We start from the raw sequence: 24,863 nt of genomic DNA on the forward strand, positions 1-24,863 counted from the left end.
CTGCAAAGACAGGGCGCTTTTCTTGGTAAGTACGGCCAGCGTGCTTACTTGGGCTGGGCAATCTCCACCTTCTGCTTTTTACGCAGTTCGGCAATATAAGCCTCTACCGTCTGGCGACCGGTCACCTGCTCCAGCGAACCCACCAGATTCTGGCGCATGGCCGGGTCCATAGGCGCAGCGGTCGCGGCGCTCACCTTGAAGACGATGTAGCTGTCCTTGTTCTCCACACCGGCATAGCCAGGCAGCTTGGCGGCGAAGATGGCATTGATGGCGGGCTTGTCCAGGCCTTCGCTACGCAGGCGGCTGATGGGGCGCGAAGGCGTCCATTCCAGTGCCACTGGCGTACCGGCTTGCAACGCTGCCAGGGTCTTCTTGCCTTCTGCCTGTGCCAGCTTGACTGCCTTCTCACGCTTGAGCAGATCGCTGATCTTGCCAGCCACTTCAGCCAGCGGGGGGATACGTGCCTTTTCATGGGCGGCCACGCGTGCCACCAGCAGCGTACCCTTGCTCACTTCAATGGCTTCGGAATTGTGCTTCTTGTTCAGCACGTCATCGCCAAATACGGCTTCACGTACCTTGTCATTCAGCATCGGGTCGGCACTGGCCTCGCGGCTCACCCAGTCGCTCTGCACCAGCGGCAGCTTGTAGGCATCCACCAGGGGCTGCAGGCTGTTGGCCTGCTGGTAAGCCATGTCCGTGAACTTCTCGGTTTCTGCATCAAAACGCTTCTGGGCCAGCTCGGCGCGCAGCGACTGCTCAATGCCGGGCTTGAGCTCGTCGAAGCTCTTACCACGCACATCCTGCAGTTGCAGGATATGGTAGCCGTATTCAGTCTCAACCACGCCGCTCAACTCGCCCCTGGCCAGCTTGAAAGCGGCATCACCAAAAGCCTTTACCATCTCACCCTTACGCTTGTATCCCAGATCCCCTCCCAGCGCGGCCGAACCCGGGTCTTCGGAATTCTGTTTGGCCAGGTCGGCAAAGCGGACCGGATTTTGCTTCAGCTCAGCCAGGAGCTTTTCGGCCTTTTGCTTGGCAGCCGCCTTGACCTCCTTGCTGGCAGCGGTGTCGGCGACGATCAAGATATGGCGAACCTGGCGCTCTTCCTGAACCAGCTCAGCCTTATTCTTCTCGAAGTAATCCTGCAACTGCTGCGGTGTCACTACCGTTGTGGGCAGCAAGGCCTCGCGCGAAAGCACCACATAAGACAGCTTTACCCGCTCTGGCAGGCGGTAGTCCGCCTGGTGGCTGTCGTAGTATTGCTTGACCTCGGCGTCGCTCACGACGGCCTGTGGCATGAACTTGTCTGCGCCAAACACCAGTGCCGTCACTTCGCGCGGCTGGGTCACCGCAGTGACCAGGCGCTCAGCCGCCAGGCGCGAGCTAAAGCCGCTGGAGCCCAGGCTGTCCACCAATGTCTGCATCCGCATGTCTTCGCCCAACAGCTGCTCGAACTGGGCTACGGTCATATTGCGGCTAGCAAGCATGCTCTTGTAGCGCTCTATGCTGAACTTGCCGTCTTCGCCCTTGAAGGCGTCGATCTTACCGATCTGCTCGCGAAGTTGCGCATCCGCAGCCAGCACGTTCAGTTCCTTGGCCTGGTTCATCATCAACTGACGCTGAACCAATTGTTCCACCATCTTGGGCTTTTCGGCCTCGGGCACTTGCTGGCCGCCTGCCAATGTCTGCAGATCACGCTCGGTGACCTCCACCCCATCGACCTTGGCCAGGGTGCCGGCACCGCCGTTCCCCATCAAGGTGGCGGAGCCGCCGGTCATCATCAAGCCAAGAATCACCAGGCCAAAGGCCACACCCACGAAACCACGGTGCTTTTGTACGAACTCGAACATCGGTAGACATCTCCACACCCGGCTAGGGCAATGGTTCAATGACAGGCAAAAAAAAAGGGCGAACTTGCGTTCACCCTTTTTTGATTTGGCGGAGCGGACGGGACTCGAACCCGCGACCCCCGGCGTGACAGGCCGGTATTCTAACCAACTGAACTACCGCTCCAAGTTCCACTTGGCCAAGTCAGTCAGTAAAAAGCGCTGCTTGAATCAACCAAAGGCAAAAAAACTGGTGGGTGGTGACGGGGTCGAACCGCCGACATTCTGCGTGTAAGGCAGACGCTCTACCAACTGAGCTAACCACCCCTGAACCTACCAACAAACTACTCAGCAGGCCTCGTCCAAGCGAACTTCAGGGTTTGGACTAAGTAAGCCAGCTATTGTACGGAATCTTTTAGCGATTTACCAGCACGAAATTTAGGTTGTTTCGCAGCCTTGATTTTGATGGTCGCGCCGGTGCGCGGATTACGGCCGCTACGGGCGCTGCGCTCCCCTACATAGAAGGTGCCAAAACCCACCAGCGTCACCATATCTCCGCCCTTGAGCGCAGCCGTCACCGAGGCGATGGTTGCATCCAGTGCTTTCCCTGCTGCGGCTTTGGATATCCCCGCTTCGGCCGCAATAGCGTCAATCAGTTCCGACTTATTCACTATATGTCCCCTTTCAGTTGGTAGGATGGAGCAACAGCAATACAGGTCAAACACAGCGATAGGCGCTGAACAAGCATCAAGCTCGATACATGGGCACGGCGCCTGGCAGAGCAGATCATTTCGCGCAAAAGGCAGCTACAGCTCACACTGCCTCATTCCACCCCTGCCATTGCCGCGCCATGGCATGCTGCGGGGCGATGGATGTGTGGGGGCTCACCCCATGGCGCAATGGCACGGTCTTGCCATCTCGCACCCAGGGGCGCACGCAGGGATTCCCTAGACTTTATAGCAAGTGGATTTTTCGTGTGTCAAGCGCAAAGCCGCGTCATTGCTGGATTTGCGGGCATCCAGGCAATATAGCCGCCCAGCCAGCACCCACTCAGGTTGGCAACGCTGCCGATTCCGCGCCCACATAACAAAAAGGCTGCCTATACAGGCAGCCTCTTGTCCCAACCTTAGAGCGGCTAACAAAACCCAGCGCAGCGGTTCTGGCTAGGCGTGCGAGCGATGGCGCGCGCAGCTGACAGTACGTAGGTACGGCAAGCTCGCACAACAACGCCAGAAGGGTTTTGTTAGCGGCTATTAATGCTTGGTCGGCGTATTGCTGGGCACTGCCACCGGGGCCGCAGTAGCGGCCTCTGCTGGCGCTTCCGGCTCAATCACGCGCGGCGTGGGCTGCCTTTCCAGCGCCAAGGCCAGCACCTGGTCTATCCATTTCACCGGGTGGATCTCCAGCTTTTGCTTGATATTATCCGGAATCTCCACCAGGTCCTTGGTGTTGCCATCCGGTATCAGCACATGCTTGATGCCGCCACGGTGTGCCGCCAGCAGCTTCTCCTTCAAGCCACCAATGGGCAACACTTCGCCGCGCAGGGTGATCTCGCCGGTCATGGCCACATCAGCGCGTACCGGTATGCCGGTCAGGATGGAAACCATCGCGGTGGTAATGGCGATACCTGCCGACGGCCCGTCCTTGGGTGTTGCGCCCTCGGGCAAGTGGATATGGATATCGTGCTTCTGGTAGAAGTCCGGATCCACCCCCAGGCTTTCGGCACGGCTACGCACCACCGACAGGGCCGCCTGTATGGACTCCTGCATGACCTCACCCAGGGTGCCGGTGGTGATCATCTTGCCCTTGCCCGCCAACGACACCGCCTCGATGGTCAGCAATTCGCCGCCCACCTCAGTCCAAGCCAGGCCGGTAACTTGGCCCACTTGGTTGCTTTCCTCGGCCAGGCCGTAGGTGAACTTGCGCACGCCCAGATACTTGTCCAGATTCTTGGCGTTGACCGTCACCTTCTTATCCGATGGCTTGAGCAGCAAAGCCTTGACCACCTTGCGGCAGATGCGTGCCACTTCGCGATCCAGGCTACGCACACCCGCTTCGCGGGTATAGAAGCGAACGATATCGCGTAGCGCCGATTCCTGAATGATCAGTTCGTTTTCCTTGAGGCCGTTGGCAGTCATCTGCTTGGGCACCAGGTACTTCTCGGCGATATTGACCTTTTCATCCTCGGTGTAGCCCGCCAGGCGGATGATTTCCATCCGGTCCAGCAGTGGGGCCGGGATATTCAGCGAGTTGGCCGTCGCCACGAACATCACGTCCGAGAGGTCGTAATCCACTTCCAGGTAGTGATCACTGAAGGCGTGGTTCTGTGCCGGGTCCAGCACTTCGAGCAGGGCTGAGGAAGGGTCGCCGCGGAAATCCGCCCCCATCTTGTCCACTTCGTCGAGCAGGAACAGCGGGTTCTTCACTCCGGCCTTGCTCATGCTCTGCAATATCTTGCCGGGCATGGAGCCGATATAGGTACGGCGATGGCCGCGAATCTCGGCTTCGTCACGTACCCCGCCCAGCGCCATGCGCACGAACTTGCGGTTGGTGGCGCGGGCGATGCTCTCACCCAGCGAGGTCTTGCCCACGCCGGGAGGGCCGACGAGGCAAAGGATGGGGGCCTTGAGCTTCTCAACCCGCTGTTGCACGGCAAGATACTCGACGATGCGTTCCTTGACCTTGTCGAGGCCATAATGATCGCTATCCAGTATCTTGTCGGCCTCGGCCAGATCCTTGCTGATCTTGGTCTTTTTCTTCCACGGCAGGCCGATCAGGGTATCGATGTAGTTGCGCACCACGGTGGCCTCGGCCGACATGGGCGACATCATCTTCAGCTTCTTCAGCTCGGCATCCGCCTTGGTCTTGGCATCCTTGGGCAGGCCTGCAGCCTTGATACGCTTCTCCAACTCATCCAGCTCGGCGCCTTCTTCGATCTCGCCCAGTTCCTTCTGGATAGCCTTGACCTGCTCATTCAGATAGTACTCGCGCTGGCTCTTCTCCATCTGCCGTTTCACACGGCCACGGATGCGCTTTTCCACCTGCAGGATGTCAATTTCAGCTTCCAACTGCTTTAGCAGGTGCTCCAGCCGCTCGCCGACCTTGAACATCTCCAGAATGTCCTGTTTCTGCTCCAGCTTCAGCGGCAGATGGGCTGCGATGGTGTCGGCCAAACGTCCGGCGCGTTCGATGCCGGACAAGGAGGTCAGCACCTCGGGGGGAATCTTCTTGTTCAGTTTGACGAACTGGTCAAACTGGCCCAGCAACGCGCGACGCATGGCTTCTGTCTCGGTGTCCTCGACCGCATCCATCGGGACGGGCTGGGCAGTCACAGTAAAGTGGCCGTCGTCCTCGGTAATGGTCTCCACCAGCGCGCGCTGGCTGCCCTCGACCAACACCTTGACGGTGCCGTCAGGCAGCTTGAGCATCTGCAGTATGGTGGCAACAGTGCCGACGTCGTACATATCGGTCGCTACCGGTTCGTCCTTGGACGCGTTCTTCTGAGCCAGCAGCAGTATCTGCTTGCCTGCCTCCATGGCGGCTTCCAGCGCACGTATGGATTTGGGCCGGCCGACGAACAACGGTATGACCATGAAAGGGAACACTACCACGTCGCGCAAAGGCAACAGTGGCATGTCAATAGAGTGGGCTGGCAGTTCAGTGTGCTGGGACATGGGGTATCCAGTGCGAGAGTCTATGTCTGGAAGATGGGGCGCAGAACGCAGATTTCAACGTGGTGCAAGTCCATCTTGACTGATAAAAGCCCGGCTCGGCAACCACCCGCCACAAAAAGAAACCGCCCCTAAGGGCGGTTTCTTTTGCTTTGAACGACTTAGCGCTTGCACACCATCCTGCAACATCAGCATGATAAGGTTGAAGCTGCGGCAGGAAATCCCAAAAAAACAGCGTTCATATGGAATTTCTTACGGGGCTTCGTCCAACAAGCGACCGCCCGCGACAATTCGCGCGGCAGCTTGGACTCAGGCAGCCTGCGCCTGTGACTTATCCTTGTCGCCATGCACCAGCAGGGGCTGCCCGGCGTGATCAATCACATTCTCATCGATCACTACCTTCTGCACATCGTGTTGCGACGGCAGCTCGTACATGGTGTCAAGCAGCGCACCTTCCAGGATGGAACGCAGGCCCCGGGCACCGGTCTTGCGCGCCAGTGCCTTACGGGCAATGGCGTTCAGCGCTTCCGGGCGCACTTCCAGCTCGGCACCTTCCAGTTCGAACAATTTTTGGTACTGCTTGATCAGCGAGTTCTTGGGCTCAGTCAGAATGGTAATCAAGGCAGCCTCATCCAGCTCGTCCAGGGTCGCCACCACAGGCAGGCGGCCCACGAACTCGGGAATTAAGCCAAACTTGATCAAGTCTTCCGGCTCGGTCTCACGCAGGGTCTTGCCTACATCCTTGCTGGCGTCCTTGGAGTGCACCGAGGCAGCAAAACCGATACCGCCCTTCTGCGAACGCTGGCGTATCACATTGGTCAGGCCATCAAAAGCGCCACCGCAGATGAACAGGATGTTGGTGGTATCAACCTGCAGGAATTCCTGATTCGGGTGCTTGCGGCCACCCGACGGCGGTATCGACGCCACCGTACCTTCGATCAGCTTCAGCAAAGCCTGCTGCACGCCCTCACCCGAAACATCGCGGGTAATGGACGGGTTGTCGGACTTGCGCGAAATCTTGTCGATTTCATCGATATAGATAATGCCGCGCTGCGCCTTCTCGATATCCCAATCGCACTTCTGCAGCAGCTTGGCGATGATGTTTTCGACATCCTCGCCCACATAGCCGGCCTCGGTCAGCGTAGTGGCGTCCGCCATCACGAAGGGGACATCCAACAGCCGTGCCAGGGTCTGTGCCAGCAAGGTCTTGCCCGAACCAGTTGGCCCAATAAGCAGGATATTGGACTTGGCCAGCTCGACGTCGCCAGTCTTGGCAGCCGGATTGGCCAGCCGCTTGTAGTGGTTGTACACCGCTACCGCCAGCGATTTCTTGGCCTTGTCCTGCCCGATCACATACTGGTCCAGCGAGGCACGGATTTCGGCCGGCGCTGGCAGCTTGCCGGCAGCACCGGTCTTGGCCGCACCGGTCACTGCCGTGCCGCTCTGCAGTTCTTCGCGGATGATGTCATTGCACAACTCGATACATTCGTCACAGATGAAGACCTGTGGACCAGCGATCAGTTTGCGCACTTCGTGCTGGCTCTTGCCGCAGAAGGAGCAGTAAAGGAGTTTTTCTTTTTCGGTCATGGCAACCTCGCCATCGCAAGTGGCCGCCAGGCGGCCACGTTCTATCTAATAAGGCAGCCGGGAACGAACTCCCGACTGTCGGGTTCAGGCCAGCGCCTGACGCGAGGAGATCACCTGGTCGACCAAGCCATAGGCCTGGGCTTCCGTCGCGGTCATGAAGTTGTCACGGTCGCTGTCACGGGTAATTTCTTCGATGCTGCGGCCAGTGTGCTGGGCCATCAGGGCATTCAGTTTCTCACGCAGGCTCAGGATGTACTTGGCATGAATCTCGATATCGGTCGCCTGGCCCTGGAAACCACCCAGGGGCTGGTGAATCATCACCGTGGAGTTAGGCAGGGCAAAACGCTTACCCTTGGCACCCGCCTGCAACAGGAAGGCGCCCATGCTGGCAGCCATACCCACGCACAAGGTGGAGACATCGGGCTTGATGAACTGCATGGTGTCATAGATGGACATGCCAGCAGAGATCGAACCGCCGGGGCTGTTGATGTAGAGGAAGATATCCTTGTCCGGATTCTCCGACTCCAGGAACAACATCTGCGCCACAACCAGGTTGGCGGTCGCATCGTTGACCGGCCCCACCAGGAAGATCACGCGTTCCTTCAAGAGGCGCGAATAGATATCGTAGGCACGCTCGCCACGGCCGCTTTGCTCGATGACCATGGGAACATAGCCCAAGCCCTGCGGTTCGGTGTGGGTGTTGCGCCAATCGGCGGGATTGAAGTTGCTCATGCTGTCCTTCTTGTCGGCAAGTCGTGTAGGGGGCCGGATAAGCCGGATAAAAAAGGGCCCGGCCGGCACTTACCTATAAAGGTAAGGCGGACGAGCCCGATTTCAAGCGTAGGACGCAAACTTAGGCTTGCTGACCCATCAGTTCGTCAAACGCCAGTTGCTTCTCAACCGTCTTGGCCTTGGAGTAGACGAACTCAACCACGTTGTCTTCCAGCGCCAGCGCCTCCGGGCCTTCGAGGCGATCACTGCTGGCATAGTACCACTTGACCACTTCTTCCGGATGCTCGTAGCTCTCGGCGAATTCAGCCACGATGGTCTGAATCTGCTCAGGCTTGGCTTGCAGATTGTTGGCGCGCACCACTTCAGCCAGGATCAGACCCAGGCTGACGCGACGCTTGGCCTGCTCTTCGAACAGCTCAGGCGGGAAAGGCATTTCCTTGGGATCGAAGCCACGTTGCTGCATTTCCTGACGGGCGTTCTCGATCAAGCGGCCGATTTCCTGGCCAACCAGTGCACGCGGCAGTTCCAGCGGGCTGACGTCCAGCAGGGCCTGCATCACGGCTTCCTTGCCGCGAGCGGTCAGACGACGCTTCACTTCGCGCTCGACGTTCTTGCGGATTTCAGCACGCAGGGCATCGATGCTGCCATCTTCCACACCCAGGGTCTTGGCAAAGGCAGCGTCCAGCTCGGGCATGGTCGCACCAGCCACGTTCTTGACGGTCACTTCGAACTGGGCGGTCTTGCCGGCCACGTCCTTGCCTTGATAATCAGCCGGGAAGGCCAGGTCGAAGGTCTTGGTGTCGCCTTCCTTCATGCCGATCACGGCGCTGTCAAACTCAGGCAGCATCTGGCCTTCGCCAGCCAGGAAGGCGTAGTTCTCACTGGAACCGCCAGCAAATGCCACGCCGTCGATGGTGCCCTTGAAGTCGACGATCACGCGATCGCCCTTCTCGGCAGCGCGCTCGACGCGGTCAAAACGGGTACGCTGCTTGCGCAGAATTTCAATGGTCTTGTCTACTTCGGCGTCGGTCACGCTCAGTACCGGACGCTCCACTTCAACAGCGGTCAGGTCGCCCACGACCACTTCGGGGTAGATTTCGAAGGTGGCGCTGAACTTGAATGCATCGCCTTCGGCAGGCTTGCCTTCAAAACGGGGGAAACCCGCGACGCGCAGCTTCTGGTCTTGCACAGCGCTGGCGAAAGCGGTTTGAACCTGTTCGCCCAAAACTTCTTCGCGAACTTGCAGGCCGTAGTTGGCAGCCACGATCTTCATCGGGGCCTTGCCAGGACGGAAGCCTTGAATACGAGCGGTGCGAGCCACGCGCTTCAGGCGGGCATCCACGGCGGTTTCGATGTCGGCGGACGGGATGGCGAAGTCGAGACGACGCTCCAGTTGGCCCAGCGTTTCCAGTTGTGCTTGCATGTCAGTAATCCTGTATTGCGTGTAGACAGTTCTGTTTCAATCAATACCGACCAAGCGTCGGCGTCAGCGTATCCTGGTGCGAGAGGGGGGACTCGAACCCCCACACCTTACGGCGCTGGAACCTAAATCCAGTGCGTCTACCAATTCCGCCACTCTCGCTTCCCGGCGCTGCGTCTTTAGGTCGGACCATGCCTGGACACGACACGCGGCGCGTAACGAATCGAGGATTATAGGCGAGAGATTGGGTAAATAACAAACCCGGTCATCAAGCGGCCGTCCAGACACCCGCCGAAACCCCATCCCTCACCGCCCTCGACGGCCCTGCAGCGCGCCGTGCAAGCTGTCTGTACGCCGCCACGGTGCATACTGGCGGCGCCAACAATTCGAAACGCTGTGTCATACTCGCGCACACTTTATACAACACTCCCTACGGCCCACTGTCGTGACCACGCTACGACTCTTCCTCACCGAAGCCGCTTTACCTGCCTCGCCCGCCACCGAAGTGGAATGGCGCACTCTCAACGGCCCGCAATCCGGCCACGGCCGTTCTGCGCTAAGTGCCCTGCCAGCAGCCAGCCGGGTGGAGTTATTCCTGCCACCGGCCCGCGTGCTGCGCACCACGGTCAGCCTGCCCAAAGGCGCAGGTAAACAGGCGAGCAAGTTGCTGCCGTTTGCCCTGGATCAGGTACTACTAGCCGAGCCCACCGAGCAACACCTGGCCCACCAACTGGTAGGCGAGCAATGCCGTGTAGCCGCAGTTCAGAGGGAGCTGCTGGCCGAACTGATGAACACCCTGACCCAAGTTGGTCGCCGCCCACGCGCCGCCTGGGCGTCCGACGCCCTGGTAGCTGCCGATGGCAGCGTATTGCTCTGGTGCGGCAACGGCTGGGCCCGCCGTACCGGCGAAACATCGCAGTGGTTTGACGCCGTCAGCCCGGCAGACCCGCCTCCGCTGCTGGTCGCCCTGCTGGGCGATGTGCCTCAGCTTGAGCTGGCCGCACCCAAGACCGCCCGGGCCGAGATTGCACTGGATCGCTGGACCGCTGCGCTCGGCCGCCCCGTTCAACTCGCCGACGGCGATGCCTACAGCAATGCCGTAGCTGGTGATGCCGTAGAGCTGCTGCAAGGCGAATTCGCCGCCGGCCCCCAGTTCGATGTGGACTGGAACCGCCTTAGGCCCACCGCCTGGCTGGCTGGCAGCGCCGTGCTGCTGGCACTCCTGGTGACCACTGGCCAATGGCTGTCCTGGCGTAGCGAAGAGCAACGCCTGCGACAAGGCATAGATACGGCCTACACCAAAGCCTTCCCCAAGGAACCGCTGGTGGATGCCCGCCTGCAGCTGCAAGCCAAGCTGGCAAGCAACGCCACCCCGGCACTCGCCCCGCAAGCAGGCAGTCTGGCGCCGCTACTCAAAGTAGCGCCCCAGTTGCAGGCTTCTGGTGTACCGTTGGTCACGCTGGATTACCTGGAAGGCCGGGTCGAAGCGGAATACCAGGCCGCCCCAGATCAACTAGGCAACCTCGTACAGGCGCTCAGCGCCAACGGCAAGGTAGAGGTACGCCCCTCCGGCACTGATCGCACCCGGCTTATACTGACACCCCAATCATGAACAACGTCCTCGCCCAGCTCACAGTATTCTGGAAGCAGCGCAATGCCCGCGAAAGAGCCATCCTGGCAGCGGGCGGCAGCATTCTTCTACTGGTCCTGATCTATAGCGCCATCGTCTCCCCCCTGCTCAGCGAGCACAGCCGCCTGCAACGCACCTTGCCGACCTTGCGCGCCGATGCCGCCCGCTTCGAGCGCGATCTGGCCCAGGCCACCGGCGGCCCAGCTGGCCCAACCGTCGCCGCTGACATCGGCGCACTGGCAGCCACAGCGGGCCTGAGCGGCGACAACGTTAGCATCAGCCGCGCCGACAACCAACGCAGCAGCCTCAGCGCCAAGGCTGTCGCTTGGAGCGCCGTCACCGCCCTGCTCGCCAGCAGCCAGGCACAGGGCTGGTCGCTCAGCAAGCTTTCGGTGCGCAGCGTCGAAGGTGGCAATGTCGATGCCGACGTGGAGTGGACGCGATGAAACGCCTCTCCTGGCATTGGTGGTTGCTGCTGACCCTGCTGACCACAGCCTTCTTGGTTTTGCGGCTGCCCGCCACGGTCATGGGCAGCATCATTGCGGCCCAGACCAAGGACAAGCTGCAACTGGCCGGCGCCCAAGGCAGTCTCTGGCATGGCTCGGCCCAGCCACTGCTACAGGGCGCAGCCCTGGGCGAAAGATTGGACTGGGCCTGGCAACCCAAGGCACTGCTCAAGGGCAGGCTCGCCTACCAGATCACGCTGGACGGCGGTCAAGGGCTTGTTTCCATCGGTTGGGGCGGCCTGGCCGTACAGGAAGTCAACCTGGCCGTAGCCGCCGCACCCGTGTTTCAGCTCGACAAGGGCGTCAAACCCTATGGCCTGAGCGGCCAGCTGCGGCTGGCCAGCCCCGAACTACGCTACCAGGCGGGCAAGCCCACCGGCACCCTGACGCTGGACTGGCTGGGCGCCAACTCCAGCCTGGCCCCCATGGTCTCTCCTCTGGGCGACTATCGCCTGACCCTGAGCCCCGCTGGCGAGGGCCTGCGCATCCAGCTGGCCACCCTGGGTGGCCGCCTGCAACTGAACGGCGGCGGTCACTGGGAGGCCAGCCAAGGTCTGGCGGCCGAAGTTGGCCTGCAAGCCAGCCCTGGCTCCGAGGCCGTACTCAGCCCCTTCCTCAATCAGGTAGGCCAGGGCAATCCCGGCGGCGAGCGCATGCTGCGCTTCAACTACCGCTAGCACCACCCATGCGCGCGCCTCGGCAGGGGCGCGCGACACCCTGGCCAGGCCCCCCGCCAGCCTCGGCCGCCATAGACGATTCGCCACCCCTCTCGTCACCGGGTAAAATGTGCGCTTTTCTCGCACACCCGGCCCATCATGACCGTCCGCACCCGCTTCGCCCCCTCGCCCACCGGCCTCCTGCATATCGGTGGCGTCCGCACCGCCCTGTTTTCCTGGGCCTACGCCCGCAAACAACAAGGCGTGTTCGTACTGCGCATAGAGGACACCGACCTGGAACGGTCTACCCCCGAATCCGTCAAGGCCATCATGGATGGCATGCACTGGGTGGGCCTGGACTATGACGAGGGCCCGTTCTACCAGATGCAGCGCATGGATCGCTACAAGGTGGTGATACAGGACATGCTGGCCGCTGGCACCGCCTACTACTGCTACTCCTCCAAGGAAGAGCTGGATCAGATGCGCGCCGAGGCCGAAGCGCGTGGTGAGAAGCCCCGCTACGATCGCACCTGGCGCCCAGAGCGCGGCAAGACCCTGCCGCCCGTACCGGAAGGCGTGCAACCCGTGGTGCGCTTCCGCAACCCCATAGATGGCGTGGTGGCCTGGGACGATGCCGTCAAGGGCCGCATCGAGATCGGCAATGTGGAGCTGGATGACCTGATCATCGCCCGGCCCGACGGCACCCCCACCTACAACTTCTGCGTAGTGGTCGATGACTGGGACATGGGCATCACCCACGTCATCCGCGGTGACGACCATGTCAACAATACCCCGCGCCAGATCAATATCCTGGCAGCGCTCGGCGCCCCGCTGCCGGTTTATGGCCACCTGCCCATGATCCTGAATGCCAACGGCCAGAAGATGAGCAAGCGACGCGACGCGGTCAGCGTGGTCGATTACAGTGAGCAGGGCATACTGCCAGAGGCCCTGCTGAACTACCTGGCCAGGCTGGGCTGGGGCCATGGTGACGAAGAGTTTTTCACCATGACACAGTTCGTCGAGTGGTTCGACCTGAAGAACGTCAGCCCCAGCCCCTCGCGCTTCGACCGCGACAAGATGCTGTGGATCAACCAGCAGCATATGAAGGCAGCCGACAACCAGCGGCTGGCTGAGCTGACCACCCCCTTCCTGACCAAGCTGGGCTACGACAGCACCCAGGGGCCTGCACTGGCCGAGGTGATCAGCCTGCTGAAGGAACGCGTCACCAACCTGATGGACCTGGCAGCGCAAGCCACCTATTTCTACCGTCACGATGCCGCGCCAGCCGAACTGGCCGCCCAGCATCTGAACGAGGAAGCCCGCGGCCGACTGGCACGCTTTCACAAGGTGCTGGCCGATACCGCCTGGGATGCCCCCACCCTCTCTGCCGCCATCAAGACCTTTGTGGCCGCCGAAGGGGTAAAGATGCCCCTGGTCGGCATGCCGCTACGTGCCGCCCTGTGCGGCACCACCCAGACTCCATCGGTGGATCTGGTACTGGCCCTGCTGGGCAAGGACGAAGTGCTCAAGCGCCTGAGCCACACACTCCAGACGGCCGCCTGAGCCAGCATTACCCTGGCAGCATCAGCAAAAACGGACGAGCAATCGTCCGTTTTTGCTTTTAAATCCGCATCTTCTTCTGCCCAACGGCTCCAAGCCGCGCCACTTTTCCGGTAAAATTCGCCGCCTCATCCCCGATCAAACGGACCGGTTCGCTCCTTATGCCCACCCTCCTCAAGCTTCGCGGCGGTATCGCCCTCTCCGCTTTCCGTCTCGAAAAACTGATCAATGGCCTGAAGGACGCCGGCATCACCGGCCTGGCGCCCTATGCCGAGTTCTGGCATTTCGTCGAGCTGAGCGCAGACCTGGACGCCGACGAGGCGCATAAACTGGACCGCATCCTGTCTGATGACAATGCCGCCGACGCCAGCCGCGCCAAGGGCAGCATGGTCCTGATCACCCCCCGACTGGGCACCATATCGCCGTGGTCATCCAAGGCCACCGACATCATCGGCCTCTGCGGCCTGGACAAAGTCATCCGCATCGAGCGTGGCATGGCCCTGTACGCCGGTCGCGACCTTGGCCCCGCCGAGCTAGCCAAGCTCACCGAACTGGCACATGACCGCATGACCGAAACCGTCTGGCCGGACTTCGACGGCATAGCCGGCCTGTTCCGCCACGTCGAACCCCAGCCACTGGCCAGCGTGGACATCCTCGGCGGCGGCCGGCCGGCACTGGAAGCCGCCAACCGCGACATGGGCCTGGCGCTGTCGGCCGATGAGATCGACTACCTGGTAGAAAACTTCCAGAAACTGGGCCGCAATCCGAACGACATCGAACTGATGATGTTCGCCCAGGCAAACTCCGAGCATTGCCGCCACAAGATATTCAATGCCGACTTCGTCATCGACGGCGAAGCCCAGGCCAAGTCCCTGTTCGGCATGATACGCGACACCCACAAGGCCCACCCTGAGGGCACCGTGGTCGCTTACTCCGACAACTCCTCGGTGATCGAAGGCGCTGGCATCCTGCGCTTCTATCCCCAGCCGGGCAGCCAGGAATACCGCTACAACGCCCGCCCCACCCATATCCTGATGAAGGTGGAAACACACAACCACCCCACCGCCATCTCCCCCTTCGCTGGCGCGTCCACTGGTGCCGGCGGCGAGATACGCGACGAGGGCGCCACCGGTCGTGGCTCACGCCCCAAGGCAGGGTTGACCGGCTTCACTGTGTCCAACCTCAATATCCCTGGGTTCAAGCAGCCCTGGGAAGTCCACTCCGACACCCAGCTCGAATATGGCAAGCCCGCCCGCATCGTCTCTGCCCTGCAGATCATGCTGGACGGACCTATCGGCGGTGCGGCCTTCAATAACGAGTTTGGCCGCCCCAACCTCACCGGCTACTTCCGTACCTACGAAGAAAGCCACCTGGGTGAGATGCGCGGCTATCACAAGCCCATCATGATCGCCGGCGGCCTGGGCAACATCGACGGTGACCATGTCGGCAAGCACGATATCCCGGCCGGCGCCCTCATCATCGTGCTGGGTGGCCCTGGCATGCTCATCGGCCTCGGTGGTGGCGCCGCCTCCTCCATGGATACCGGTGCCAACGCAGCCGACCTGGACTTCGATTCTGTCCAGCGCGGCAACCCCGAAATCGAGCGCCGCGCCCAGGAGGTCATCGACCGCTGCTGGCAGCTCGGCGACAAGAACCCCATCCTCAGCATTCACGATGTGGGCGCAGGGGGCCTGTCCAATGCCCTGCCCGAGCTGGTGCATGGCTCGGATCGCGGCGCCCAATTCAAGCTGCGCGATATCCATATCGAAGAAAAGGGCATGTCCCCGCTGCAGATCTGGTGCAACGAATCGCAGGAGCGTTACGTCCTGGCCATTGCAGCAGCCGACCTGCCCACCTTCAAGGCCATGGCCGACCGCGAGCGCTGCCCCTTCGCCGTGGTGGGAACCGCCACCCTGGAAAAGCAGCTGGAACTGGCCGACAGCCACTTCGGCAACAAGCCGGTCGACATGCCGATGGACGTGCTGCTGGGCAAGCCGCCCAAGATGACGCGCGACGTACAGCGGCTCAACCCCGACCTGCCCATGTTCGACTCTAGCGGCCTGGACCTGCACGATGCCACCTACCGCGTTTTGCGTCTGCCTGCCGTCGCCGACAAGAGCTTCCTGATCACCATAGGCGACCGGTCGGTCGGTGGCATGACCGCCCGTGACCAGATGGTGGGCCCCTGGCAGGTGCCGGTGGCCGATGTGGCCGTGACCACCATGGGTTACGAGACCTGCCTGGGTGAGGCCATGTCCATGGGCGAGCGTACCCCACTGGCACTGATCTCTGCCCCTGCATCGGGCCGCATGGCGCTGGGTGAAGCCATCACCAATCTGGCAGCCGCACCGGTGGCCAAGCTGGGCGACGTCAAGCTGTCGGCCAACTGGATGGCCGCCGCCGGCCACCCCGGCGAGGATGCCCGCCTGTATGACACCGTCGAGGCCGTACGTGATCTCAGCATTGCCCTCGGTGTCAGCATACCGGTGGGCAAGGACAGTCTGTCCATGAAGACCGTATGGCAGGACAAGGGCGAGAACAAGGCCGTGGTTGCGCCCCTGTCGCTGATCGTCTCCGCCTTTGCCCCAGTCAGTGACGTACGCCGCACCCTGACCCCGCAGCTGAAGACCGATCAGGGCGATACCGACCTGATCCTGATCGACCTTGGCAACGGCAAATGCCGCCTCTCCGGCTCGGCCCTGGCCCAGGTCTACAAACAGGTAGGCAACCACGCTCCAGACCTGGAAGACCCGCAAGCCCTTGCCGCCTTCTTTGGCGTGGTCCAGCAACTCAATGCCCAGGGCAAGCTGCTGGCCTACCACGACCGTGGCGATGGCGGCCTGCTGGTCACGGTGGCCGAGATGATGTTTGCCGGCCATGTCGGTGTAACGCTTGATGTGGACGAGTTGTGCATAGAGCGCCGCCGCAACGAACGCGAATACGGCGAGATCAACCCCGAATCGGTGGCTCGCGCCGAAAACGGCCGTCTGATGGGCGTGCTGTTCAACGAAGAACTGGGCGCCGTGCTGCAGGTACGCCGCAGCGACACCCACGCTGTCATGGCGGCCTTCTTTGCCGTGGGCATTCGTAGCCAGCTGCACGTGATCGGTTCGCCCAACGACGACGACAAGCTCAAGATCAAGAAGCGCAATCGCTTGGTGTTCAGCGAAAGCCGCACCGATCTGCACAAGGCCTGGTCGCAGACCAGCTGGCAGTTGCAGCGCCTGCGCGACAACCCCGCCTGTGCAGACAGCGAGTACGCCCGCCTCGACGACAAGCATGCCAGGGGCCTCTACGCCGACCTGAATTTCGATCCCAGCGAGGATGTGGCCGCCCCCTATATCGCCAAGGGCATCAAGCCACGCATCGCCATCCTGCGCGAGCAAGGCGTCAACGGCCATCTCGAAATGGCTGCCGCATTCGACCGCGCCGGCTTTACCGCGCTGGATGTGCACATGTCCGACATCCTCAGCGGCCGGCTCTCGCTCCAGGATTTCCAGGGCTTTGCCGCCTGCGGCGGCTTCAGCTACGGCGATGTACTGGGCGCGGGAGAAGGCTGGGCCAAGTCCATCCTGTTCAACAGCCTGGGCCGCGAAGAGTTCAGCCGCTTCTTCGGACGCAGCGACACCTTTGCTCTGGGCGTCTGCAATGGCTGCCAGATGATGTCCAACCTGGCCGAGATCATCCCCGGTGCGCAGGATTGGCCCAAGTTCCGCCGCAATGCCTCCGAGCAGTTCGAGGCCCGGCTGGTCATGGCCGAAGTCGCCAAGAGTCCCAGCCTGTTCTTTGAGGGCATGCAGGGTGCACGCATGCCGGTCGTGGTCTCGCATGGCGAAGGCCGGGCCGTATTCGCCGAATCCAGCCAGCGCAAGCAGGTCATCACCGCGCTGCGCTACGTCGATGATCGTGGCCAGGCCACCGAGACCTATCCGCAAAACCCCAATGGCTCGCCCGACGGCATTGCTGGCGTCACCACCGGCGACGGCCGTTTCAGCATCATGATGCCGCACCCCGAGCGTACCTTCCGCACGGCGACGCTCAGCTGGCATCCGGAAAGCTGGGGCGAAGATAGCGGCTGGATGCGCATGTTCCGCAACGCCCGCAAGTGGCTGGGCTGACAGGCGGATGGCGCGCACATGCTAAGCCGGCAATGGTGGCAGCACTGGGGGCCCAATATTGGGCTCTGGCTGCTTGTTCTGGCCATGCTGTTTCTTGGCATGCGCAGCCTGCTAGAGCAGCAAGAGGTGCCTAACCGCATCAGCAATCTGTCGGGCAGAGTGCTGGAGCTGCAACGCGCCCGCGACGGCCACTATCGGCTGGAAGGCCAGATCAACGGCCAGGTCGTCAAACTGATGCTGGATACCGGCGCCACCGGCGTGGCCATGGACATGCGCCTGGCCCAGAAGCTGGGCCTGCAGCCTGGGCGCGCCATTGCCATTTCCACCGCCAATGGCGAGGTGGAGGGCTACCTCACCCGCATCGCCGAGCTGCGGTTGGGAGACATTATCCTGCGCGACATCCCCGCCAATATGAGCCCCAACTTTGGCGACCCGGATGAGGTACTGCTGGGCATGAGCGCCCTTAAGCACCTGGCAGTCACCATGCAGGGAGATCGTATGCAGATCAGCGTACCGGAACAGGCTCGCAGCCCATCCGAATAAGCCACTGTCGCAAAAAAACCGAACCGTTCGCGTTTCCCCCCAACAGCCCGTCATCACGGGCTGTTTTTTATATATCCTGAGGAACCCGCGCCACGCATCCTGCTCTGATCGTTACGCCAACCTAGCCCAGGACACCATGAAATCCCTACTCGCCCTGCTCAGCCTGCTGTTTGCCGCCAACGCCGCCGCCAATCCCGCGCAGGATGCCCTGGCCGAACTGAAAAAACACGATAGCTATCAGTGGCATTACCGCGTGCAGGAGTCGGGGGATAGCAATCGTCTGATACGGCATGACCCGGACAACATCGGCAAGGAATGGCAGCTGGAGCTGATAGACGGCAAGCCCGCCACGGCCGAGCAGCAGGCCAGCTATCAGGAGCGCCGCAAAAAGAACAGCCGCACCCTGCGCTTTCGCGACCTGGTTGATGCCGCCTCGTTGACGCCGCTGGATGCCGGCCCCAAACCGCTGCGCTATCGCTTCAATGTCAAACCCAATGACAGCCTCACCGAGGTCGACCCCGAGCAACTGGCAGGCACCTTGACCCTGGCACCGACCGGTGAAATAGCCAGCATCCTGCTCTACAACCCCGAGCCGTTCCGGGCCAAGCTGGTCGCCAAGATAGAGAAATTCAGCATACAGGTGGATTTCAGCCGCCACGCCAGCGGTGCCCTGCTACCTGCCCGCGCCCAGACCATACTGCAAGGCAATATAGGTGGTGTGAAGGAGCTGAAGCAGAACCTGATACAGACCTACAGCGACTACCGGCCGAGCAAACAGCTGGCTAGCCGTTGATAGCCTGTCATGGATGCACGTCGTCGATGGTTGATGACGAACGGATCAGACGCAGGCAGCCTGATACATGGTGCTCTTCCCTGACTTACCCCACGCCCGCCGCGCGGGTGCCTCGCTGACGCTCGTTATCCCTTTTAACTGGCTCCAGCACTTGGCATGAACTAGCCGTTCAGCGTGGCATACAGCACCATGCCACCGATCACTAAGGCAAAGGCCAGTACTACCACCATCAGCCCCAACACACCCCGCTGCCATCCCTCCAGGCTGTCCCAGGCCTCGGCAGCCTTGGTAAAAGGCAGGCCGCTCACCAGTTCAAACAAACCAACCAGTGCAAATGCACCAGGGGCGCCCATGGCAATCAAGGCAATGGGGCCGGCATGGCTGCTGCCCAAGGATTTGTGCTGAAGCACGGCATAAAAGACACCCGCAAAAGCCAATCCACTACCGGCCAGCTTCGCTCCACCGCGCTGACGTATCGACATGCCGCCCTCCCTCCGATTGAACTGCCCAGCATTGTCACCAGAATCAAACCGGTACGACAACAGGGAATGTAAGTCAGGCAACCGGTATAATCGACGCTTGCCTCCATCTGTTAGTGCCGTGTCCGCCTCTTCTGCCCTTTCCCTGCTGCAAACCATCTTCGGCTACGACCACTTCCGTGGCCGCCAGGCCGAGATCGTCGAGCATGTTGCCCAAGGCGGCGATGCGCTGGTACTGATGCCTACCGGCGGCGGCAAGTCGCTGTGCTATCAGATTCCCGCGCTGATGCGCCCCGGTTGCGCCGTGGTGGTCTCCCCCCTGATCGCACTGATGCAGGATCAGGTCGAGGGCCTGCACCAGTTGGGGGTGGAAGCCGCCTTCCTGAATTCCACCCTGGACAACAATGCCGCCCGTGAGGTGGAGCAACGCTATCTGCGCGGCGAACTCAAGCTACTTTATGTCGCACCCGAGCGCCTGCTGACTCCCCGATTCCTGGCCTTGCTGGAGCATACGCCAGCCGCCCTGTTTGCCATTGACGAGGCGCACTGCGTCAGCCAGTGGGGCCACGATTTCCGGCCAGAGTACATCGGCCTCTCGCTGCTGCACGAGCGCTATCCGGCTGTACCGCGCATTGCCCTGACGGCCACGGCCGATGCGGCTACCCGGCGTGAGATTGTGCAAAGACTGGCACTGGAAGATGCCGCCCAGTTCGTCTCCAGTTTCGACCGCCCGAATATCCGCTATCGCATCGTCGAAAAGGACAATGCCCGCAAGCAACTACTGGCCTTTATCGAACGCGAGCACGATGGCGATGCCGGTATTGTCTACTGCCTTTCGCGCAAGCGGGTGGAGGAGACGGCCCAGTTCCTCTGCGACAACGGCATCACCGCCCTGCCCTACCATGCCGGCATGAATGCCGAGCTGCGCGCCCGCAACCAGACGCGCTTCCTGCGTGAGGAAGGTATCGTCATGGTGGCCACCATTGCCTTTGGCATGGGCATAGACAAGCCGGATGTACGCTTCGTTGCCCATATCGACTTGCCCAAGAGCCTGGAAGGCTACTACCAGGAAACCGGCCGTGCCGGCCGCGACGGCCTGCCCTCCAGCGCCTGGCTGGCCTATGGCTTGAACGATGTGATGCAGCTGAAGGAAATGATAGAAAGTGGCCAGGCACCCGAAGCGCAAAAGCAGGTTGAGCGGCAAAAGCTCAATGCCATGCTGGGCCTGGCCGAGACTGTTGCCTGCCGGCGCCAGGTCATACTGGCCTATTTTGGCGAGCAATCAGCCGACTGCGGCAACTGCGACAACTGCCTGAACCCACCCACCACATGGGATGCCACAGAAGCCGCCCGCAAGGCGCTCAGCTGCGTGTTCCGTACCGGTCAGCGCTTCGGCGCGGGCCATGTGATCGACGTGCTGCTGGGCAAGGCCACCGACAAGGTCAAGCAGCACTTCCATGACCGCGTCACCACCTTTGGCATAGGCACCGACATGCCAGAGGCTGGCTGGCGCTCGGTCCTGCGCCAGTTGCTGGCAGCAGGCTACCTGCAGACCGAACCCGAATTCGGCGGCCTGCAACTGACCGACACTGCCCGGCCCTTGCTGCGTGGCGAGCAGGCATTGCGGCTGCGCGGCCTGCCAGATAAGAAGCGTGACAAGACCGAGCGCGACAAGAAACGCAGTGCAGCCAGCCAGGACATTGCCCCGCAGGATGAAGCGCTGTGGCAGCGGTTGCGACAGAAGCGGCGCGAGCTGGCCGATGAGCAAAGCGTACCGGCCTACCTGATCTTTACCGACGCCACCCTCAAAGCCATGCTGGATGCCAAGCCTGGCACCCTGGCCGACATGGCCCACATCTCCGGTGTAGGCGCGCAAAAGCTGGAGCGTTACGGTCTCGCCTTTCTTGAGGCACTGCACGCCGAATGAAGCCATAGCACTTGTCGCGTTTTTGCCGCAGGGAGGCCATCCGGCAAGTACCGCACGCCTGAGCTCACATACCCCGCCAGAACCGCCATGCTGGGTATAGTTGGCGACAGCAAGCCAGATGCGCCGACCGTATGGGCTGGTTTTTCCGGCTGGCGGATCGTGCGCACCGCCAACTGTCATAGGCGGAATATACATTAGCGGTTTCGCTGCAAGCCGGCCCCCGCTATCATCCGCACGCCATGTCTGCCCACGCTACGCTCACCGAAGAACTGATCGCCTTCCTGCAAGGCGGCCGCCTGCTTGCCCTGGCATCCTGCGACGCCTTCCTCTCGCCCACCATCGCACCTGCGTTGGCCTGCCTGGTCGACGGGGACAAGCGTACCGTGACCGTGCTGCTGTCGCGCAAACAGGCCGGCCGCTTGCTGGCTGATATTGCTGGCAACCCGCATATCGCCTTGCTGGCCAGCCAGCCGGGGCAACCACAAAAGCTGCAACTGAAGGGCCGCGATGCCCAGGAAGTCCCCCTGCCTGACAACGCCCAAGCCTGCATAGAGGCTCAACGGGAGGCCGTGGCCGCGGAACTGCTGCCCCTAGGCTTTGGCACCCGCTACAGCTATGCCTTGTGCGACGATCAGCAAGACTTGGTTGGCGTGCGCTTCACCCTGGCGGAGCTGATACGCCCACTGTCCGGCATGCTGCAAAGGAGCGCAGTATGAGCCGACTCGACGCAGAACAGGTACGTGCCTGCCTGGAAGGCAGCCTACCCGCACAACTGGCCACCAGCTCGGCCACGGGCGTGCCCGACATCTGTGAACTGGCGCAATTGCACTTTGTTGACGCCAACCATATCGCCCTGCCCTATTGCTATACCACCACGCTACGCGAAAACCTGCTGGGCAATCCGCGCGCTGCCGCCACCGTGGTGCATCCCGATACCGCAGCACGCTACCGGCTGGCCATCGAATACCTGCGTACCGAGTCGGACGGTGCGGTCTATATCGCCATGCAGGCGCGGCTCAACGGCGTGGCCCAAGGCGTGCCTCTGCTGGGTGCCGACATCTGCCGGGTGCTCACGGTTGAAGCCCTGCCCGGCCCGCAATTGCCGCTGCCGCCCGCTCCCTGCAATCGCCTGGCGGCAGTACGGCTGCTGTCGCAGAAACTGGCCGCTGCCGATGAACTCTCGCAGGCCTTCGATCTGGTGCTGAACAGCCTAGCCGAACTGATGGGCATGGATCACGCACTGGTACTCTGCGTGGATGAATCGGGCCGCTGGCTGTATACCGTGGCCAGCCGAGGCTACGCCCAGTCTGGCGTGGGATCGGAAGTGGAGATAGGCCGTGGCATGATAGGCAGCGTTGCCCAGTTGCGCATGCCCATACGAATCAGTGGCCTGGCCAACGATTACAATCTGCCGGCACTACAGCGCTTGCCCCCCTTGCTGGGCATGGAAATCCCCATCCCCGCCCTGCATCACCCACACAGTCGCCTAGCCGTACCGATAGAGGCTGGTAGCTGGCTGGCGGGCGTACTGTATGTGGAAAGCGCCGAATCGCGCCGTTTCGATTTCGAAGACGAAGACGCCCTGGTCGCCATCGCCCAGCAACTGGGCCTGGCCATGCGCTGGCTTACGCGGCCCACCGAGATCGCCGAGCCCCTACCAGAGCCGCCTCGCAGTGCGCCGGTTGCCATTGGCCCCACGGTCACCATACGGTATTTTGGTACCACCCAAAGCGTCTTCCTGGACGATGACTACCTGATCAAGGGGGTGGCGGGCGCCGTGCTTTGGCTGCTGCTCAACGATCACCAGCGCGAAGGCCGCAGCGAATCCAGCAACCGTGCCCTGCGGCTGGACCCACGCCTGCGCCTGCCCGACTTCGACGACAACCTGGAAACCCGCCTGCTACTGCTTCAGCGTCGGCTGGCAGAGCGTTGCGACTGGCTGGGCCTGGAAAAACTCGGCCGAGGCCGTTTCCGCCTGCGACTGGAACGACCGGTGCGCCTGGTAGACGGTGAAGTGACCAGCGACGCCTGAAAGCCTGTTCAAGGTCTGAGCGCCGGTTGTGGATACCTACGGTTAAGCGACAGCGTCACGCGTACCGGCACAGGTAGCGCTGACGTCCAACGCCAGGCTTGCCCTGGCGGCCCCGCACCGCGCCCGCACTACCCCCGGTGCCGCAGCACATTGAATACAAACAGCACCACCGCCAGCAACACCATGACGCTGCCGATGGCAATCACTGGCTGAGCCGCCCCTTGGCCCCGAGCAAACAAGGCCAGAGCCACCAACATCAAGGGGGTGCCGCTGTTGTAGAGCCAGAAATGCACATGCGCCATGCGGCTTTGCCCTGCGTGGGGAAAGAAATGGTAGACCAGCCCTGTCAGCGTCAACGACACCCAACCCAGCAAATGGACATGGGTATGAACGGAGCGCAGGGCGTAATCCTGGCTTACTCCCATCTGTACCCCCAGGAAGATGGCCACCAGAAAGTAGACCAGCGCCAGGTAGACCCAGGTTTTGGCATGTGCGTGCATCACGATCGGTCCCTACAAAAGGCAGACAAAAAAATAGGCCGCAGTTGCGGCCATAAAAAACCAATCCGGTTTCTCGGCTTACGCCGGATTGGTGTTCCGCCTCGACAGGGGAGCGAGGCAGAATACGGAGCAATCGGCTCAGTTGTTGCTCAGCGCCACCGTCAGGCGGCCCCAGTCCTTGGGGGGCAACAGGGCGCGCAGCATGGCCAGCACGCCATCAAACACTTCAGCAGGGGCGCCATGCCGCAGCATTTCGCCCAGCATCAGGGCGCGCTCATCGGGGGCCAGGTTGGGTACTGTCCAGCGCAGCAGGGGCAACATGCGGTCAGCCGGAACCGCGGCCATCACCTCACGCTCCAGTGCCACAATCTCGGCGTCGCTATGGGTTTCCCACAGCACCCGGTTGTTCACGCTTTCCTCAATCGCCATATGTTCAAAGTTGTCCGCCACGAACATGGCCAACTCGCGGTACAACCACTCGCCTGCACTCTCCAGGTTGTAGTTGTTGGCTGACTCCACGGTGGTCGCCACATCGTAAAGCTGCTCAATGGCATGCATATGGGCGGCGTAGTTGACTTGAGCCTGGCGGGTTGAACCCGGCTGGCGCGACTCCATGGCGGTATGGATCAGGGCATTTTCCTGTTCCAGATGGGCCGAGCAGACACCCAGCAACTCGCGCACCGCCATCAGGCTGGCACTGCGGTTGGCGATATCGCGCCAGTCGGTACGGCCAACCTCGAGCAACACATGGCTCAGGTAAGCGCGCAGCCCCTTGTGCATCAGGGCATAGATGTCGTAACGGCGATAATTGGCTTGCATGCTCGGTTCTCCCATCCCGGCTTAGGTGCCGAGTAAGTGAGATGAAGTGTGCATGCTGGGCGTC

General features: G+C 61.6%; 19 protein-coding genes and 3 tRNA genes. 10 read left to right on the plus strand and 12 right to left on the minus strand.

Features of this window, described 5'->3' with window-relative positions; genetic code table 11:
- Nucleotides 1-44 precede the first annotated feature (44 nt).
- The 9 genes from QQK16_RS17525 to QQK16_RS17565 form a co-directional block, all read right to left on the minus strand.
- Nucleotides 45-1,850 carry a peptidyl-prolyl cis-trans isomerase gene (locus QQK16_RS17525; RefSeq protein WP_284197776.1) on the minus strand — a complete coding sequence of 602 codons (1,806 nt, stop codon included), beginning with the start codon at nt 1,848-1,850 and terminating at the stop codon, nt 45-47.
- 86 nt (nt 1,851-1,936) lie between these two features.
- Nucleotides 1,937-2,013: transfer RNA gene (locus QQK16_RS17530), tRNA-Asp, on the minus strand.
- A 64-nt stretch (nt 2,014-2,077) separates the two neighbouring features.
- Nucleotides 2,078-2,153 (minus strand) — tRNA-Val (locus QQK16_RS17535).
- 71 nt (nt 2,154-2,224) lie between these two features.
- Entirely contained in the window at nt 2,225-2,497 is a 273-nt protein-coding gene (locus QQK16_RS17540) for an HU family DNA-binding protein (protein ID WP_284197777.1), read from the minus strand.
- 582 nt (nt 2,498-3,079) lie between these two features.
- Entirely contained in the window at nt 3,080-5,500 is a 2,421-nt protein-coding gene (gene lon, locus QQK16_RS17545) for an endopeptidase La (protein ID WP_284197778.1), read from the minus strand.
- Between the two features lie 306 nt (nt 5,501-5,806).
- A complete protein-coding gene (gene clpX / locus QQK16_RS17550) occupies nt 5,807-7,084 on the minus strand; it encodes an ATP-dependent Clp protease ATP-binding subunit ClpX (RefSeq protein ID WP_284197779.1) in 1,278 nt (425 codons plus the stop codon).
- 84 nt (nt 7,085-7,168) lie between these two features.
- Complete coding sequence (clpP, locus tag QQK16_RS17555) at nt 7,169-7,816, minus strand: ATP-dependent Clp endopeptidase proteolytic subunit ClpP (RefSeq protein WP_284197780.1); 648 nt, start codon at nt 7,814-7,816, stop codon at nt 7,169-7,171.
- 121 nt (nt 7,817-7,937) lie between these two features.
- A complete protein-coding gene (gene tig / locus QQK16_RS17560) occupies nt 7,938-9,239 on the minus strand; it encodes a trigger factor (RefSeq protein ID WP_284197781.1) in 1,302 nt (433 codons plus the stop codon).
- Nucleotides 9,240-9,313: 74 nt separating this feature from the next.
- Nucleotides 9,314-9,398: transfer RNA gene (locus QQK16_RS17565), tRNA-Leu, on the minus strand.
- 283 nt (nt 9,399-9,681) lie between these two features.
- On the opposite strand from QQK16_RS17565, the gene gspL reads away from it, so the two are divergent.
- From gspL to QQK16_RS17600, 7 genes are all read left to right on the plus strand, one after another.
- Nucleotides 9,682-10,848, plus strand: a complete 1,167-nt coding sequence (gene gspL / locus QQK16_RS17570) for a type II secretion system protein GspL (RefSeq protein ID WP_284197782.1) — start codon at nt 9,682-9,684, stop codon at nt 10,846-10,848.
- Nucleotides 10,845-11,312 carry a type II secretion system protein GspM gene (gene gspM / locus QQK16_RS17575; RefSeq protein WP_284197783.1) on the plus strand — a complete coding sequence of 156 codons (468 nt, stop codon included), beginning with the start codon at nt 10,845-10,847 and terminating at the stop codon, nt 11,310-11,312. Before gspL ends, gspM begins: the two co-directional genes overlap by 4 nt.
- A complete protein-coding gene (locus tag QQK16_RS17580; RefSeq protein WP_284197784.1) occupies nt 11,309-12,049 on the plus strand; it encodes a type II secretion system protein N in 741 nt (246 codons plus the stop codon). Before gspM ends, QQK16_RS17580 begins: the two co-directional genes overlap by 4 nt.
- Nucleotides 12,050-12,187: 138 nt before the next feature.
- On the plus strand, nt 12,188-13,591 hold the full coding sequence (gltX, locus tag QQK16_RS17585; RefSeq protein WP_284197785.1) for a glutamate--tRNA ligase: 1,404 nt from the start codon (nt 12,188-12,190) through the stop codon (nt 13,589-13,591).
- A 158-nt stretch (nt 13,592-13,749) separates the two neighbouring features.
- Nucleotides 13,750-17,706 carry a phosphoribosylformylglycinamidine synthase gene (gene purL / locus QQK16_RS17590; protein ID WP_284197786.1) on the plus strand — a complete coding sequence of 1,319 codons (3,957 nt, stop codon included), beginning with the start codon at nt 13,750-13,752 and terminating at the stop codon, nt 17,704-17,706.
- Nucleotides 17,707-17,805: 99 nt separating this feature from the next.
- Nucleotides 17,806-18,249: a retropepsin-like aspartic protease family protein gene (locus QQK16_RS17595; RefSeq protein ID WP_284197787.1), complete on the plus strand. Its 444-nt coding sequence runs from the start codon at nt 17,806-17,808 to the stop codon at nt 18,247-18,249.
- Between the two features lie 136 nt (nt 18,250-18,385).
- Nucleotides 18,386-19,042, plus strand: coding sequence for a hypothetical protein (locus QQK16_RS17600; RefSeq protein WP_284197788.1), 657 nt, complete (start codon nt 18,386-18,388; stop codon nt 19,040-19,042).
- Nucleotides 19,043-19,203: 161 nt separating this feature from the next.
- On the opposite strand, the gene QQK16_RS17605 is transcribed toward QQK16_RS17600, so the two are convergent.
- Nucleotides 19,204-19,524 (minus strand): hypothetical protein, encoded by a 321-nt coding sequence (locus QQK16_RS17605; protein ID WP_284197789.1) that lies wholly within the window; start codon nt 19,522-19,524, stop codon nt 19,204-19,206.
- Nucleotides 19,525-19,642: 118 nt separating this feature from the next.
- On the opposite strand from QQK16_RS17605, the gene recQ reads away from it, so the two are divergent.
- The 3 genes from recQ to QQK16_RS17620 all read left to right on the plus strand — a co-directional run bounded on the left by recQ (nt 19,643) and on the right by QQK16_RS17620 (nt 23,480).
- Entirely contained in the window at nt 19,643-21,448 is a 1,806-nt protein-coding gene (recQ, locus tag QQK16_RS17610; protein WP_284197790.1) for a DNA helicase RecQ, read from the plus strand.
- A 239-nt stretch (nt 21,449-21,687) separates the two neighbouring features.
- Complete coding sequence (locus tag QQK16_RS17615) at nt 21,688-22,164, plus strand: pyridoxamine 5'-phosphate oxidase family protein (protein ID WP_284197791.1); 477 nt, start codon at nt 21,688-21,690, stop codon at nt 22,162-22,164.
- A complete protein-coding gene (locus QQK16_RS17620) occupies nt 22,161-23,480 on the plus strand; it encodes a GAF domain-containing protein (protein WP_284197792.1) in 1,320 nt (439 codons plus the stop codon). The genes QQK16_RS17615 and QQK16_RS17620 overlap by 4 nt, the downstream gene beginning before the upstream one ends.
- A gap of 128 nt (nt 23,481-23,608) precedes the next feature.
- On the opposite strand, the gene QQK16_RS17625 is transcribed toward QQK16_RS17620, so the two are convergent.
- Nucleotides 23,609-23,983, minus strand: a complete 375-nt coding sequence (locus QQK16_RS17625; protein WP_284197793.1) for a hypothetical protein — start codon at nt 23,981-23,983, stop codon at nt 23,609-23,611.
- A gap of 135 nt (nt 23,984-24,118) precedes the next feature.
- A complete protein-coding gene (locus QQK16_RS17630) occupies nt 24,119-24,799 on the minus strand; it encodes a hemerythrin domain-containing protein (RefSeq protein ID WP_284197794.1) in 681 nt (226 codons plus the stop codon).
- Nucleotides 24,800-24,863: the final 64 nt, after the last annotated feature.

The organism is Chitinimonas prasina, assembly GCF_030160395.1.
Lineage (GTDB): Bacteria > Pseudomonadota > Gammaproteobacteria > Burkholderiales > Chitinimonadaceae > Chitinimonas > Chitinimonas prasina.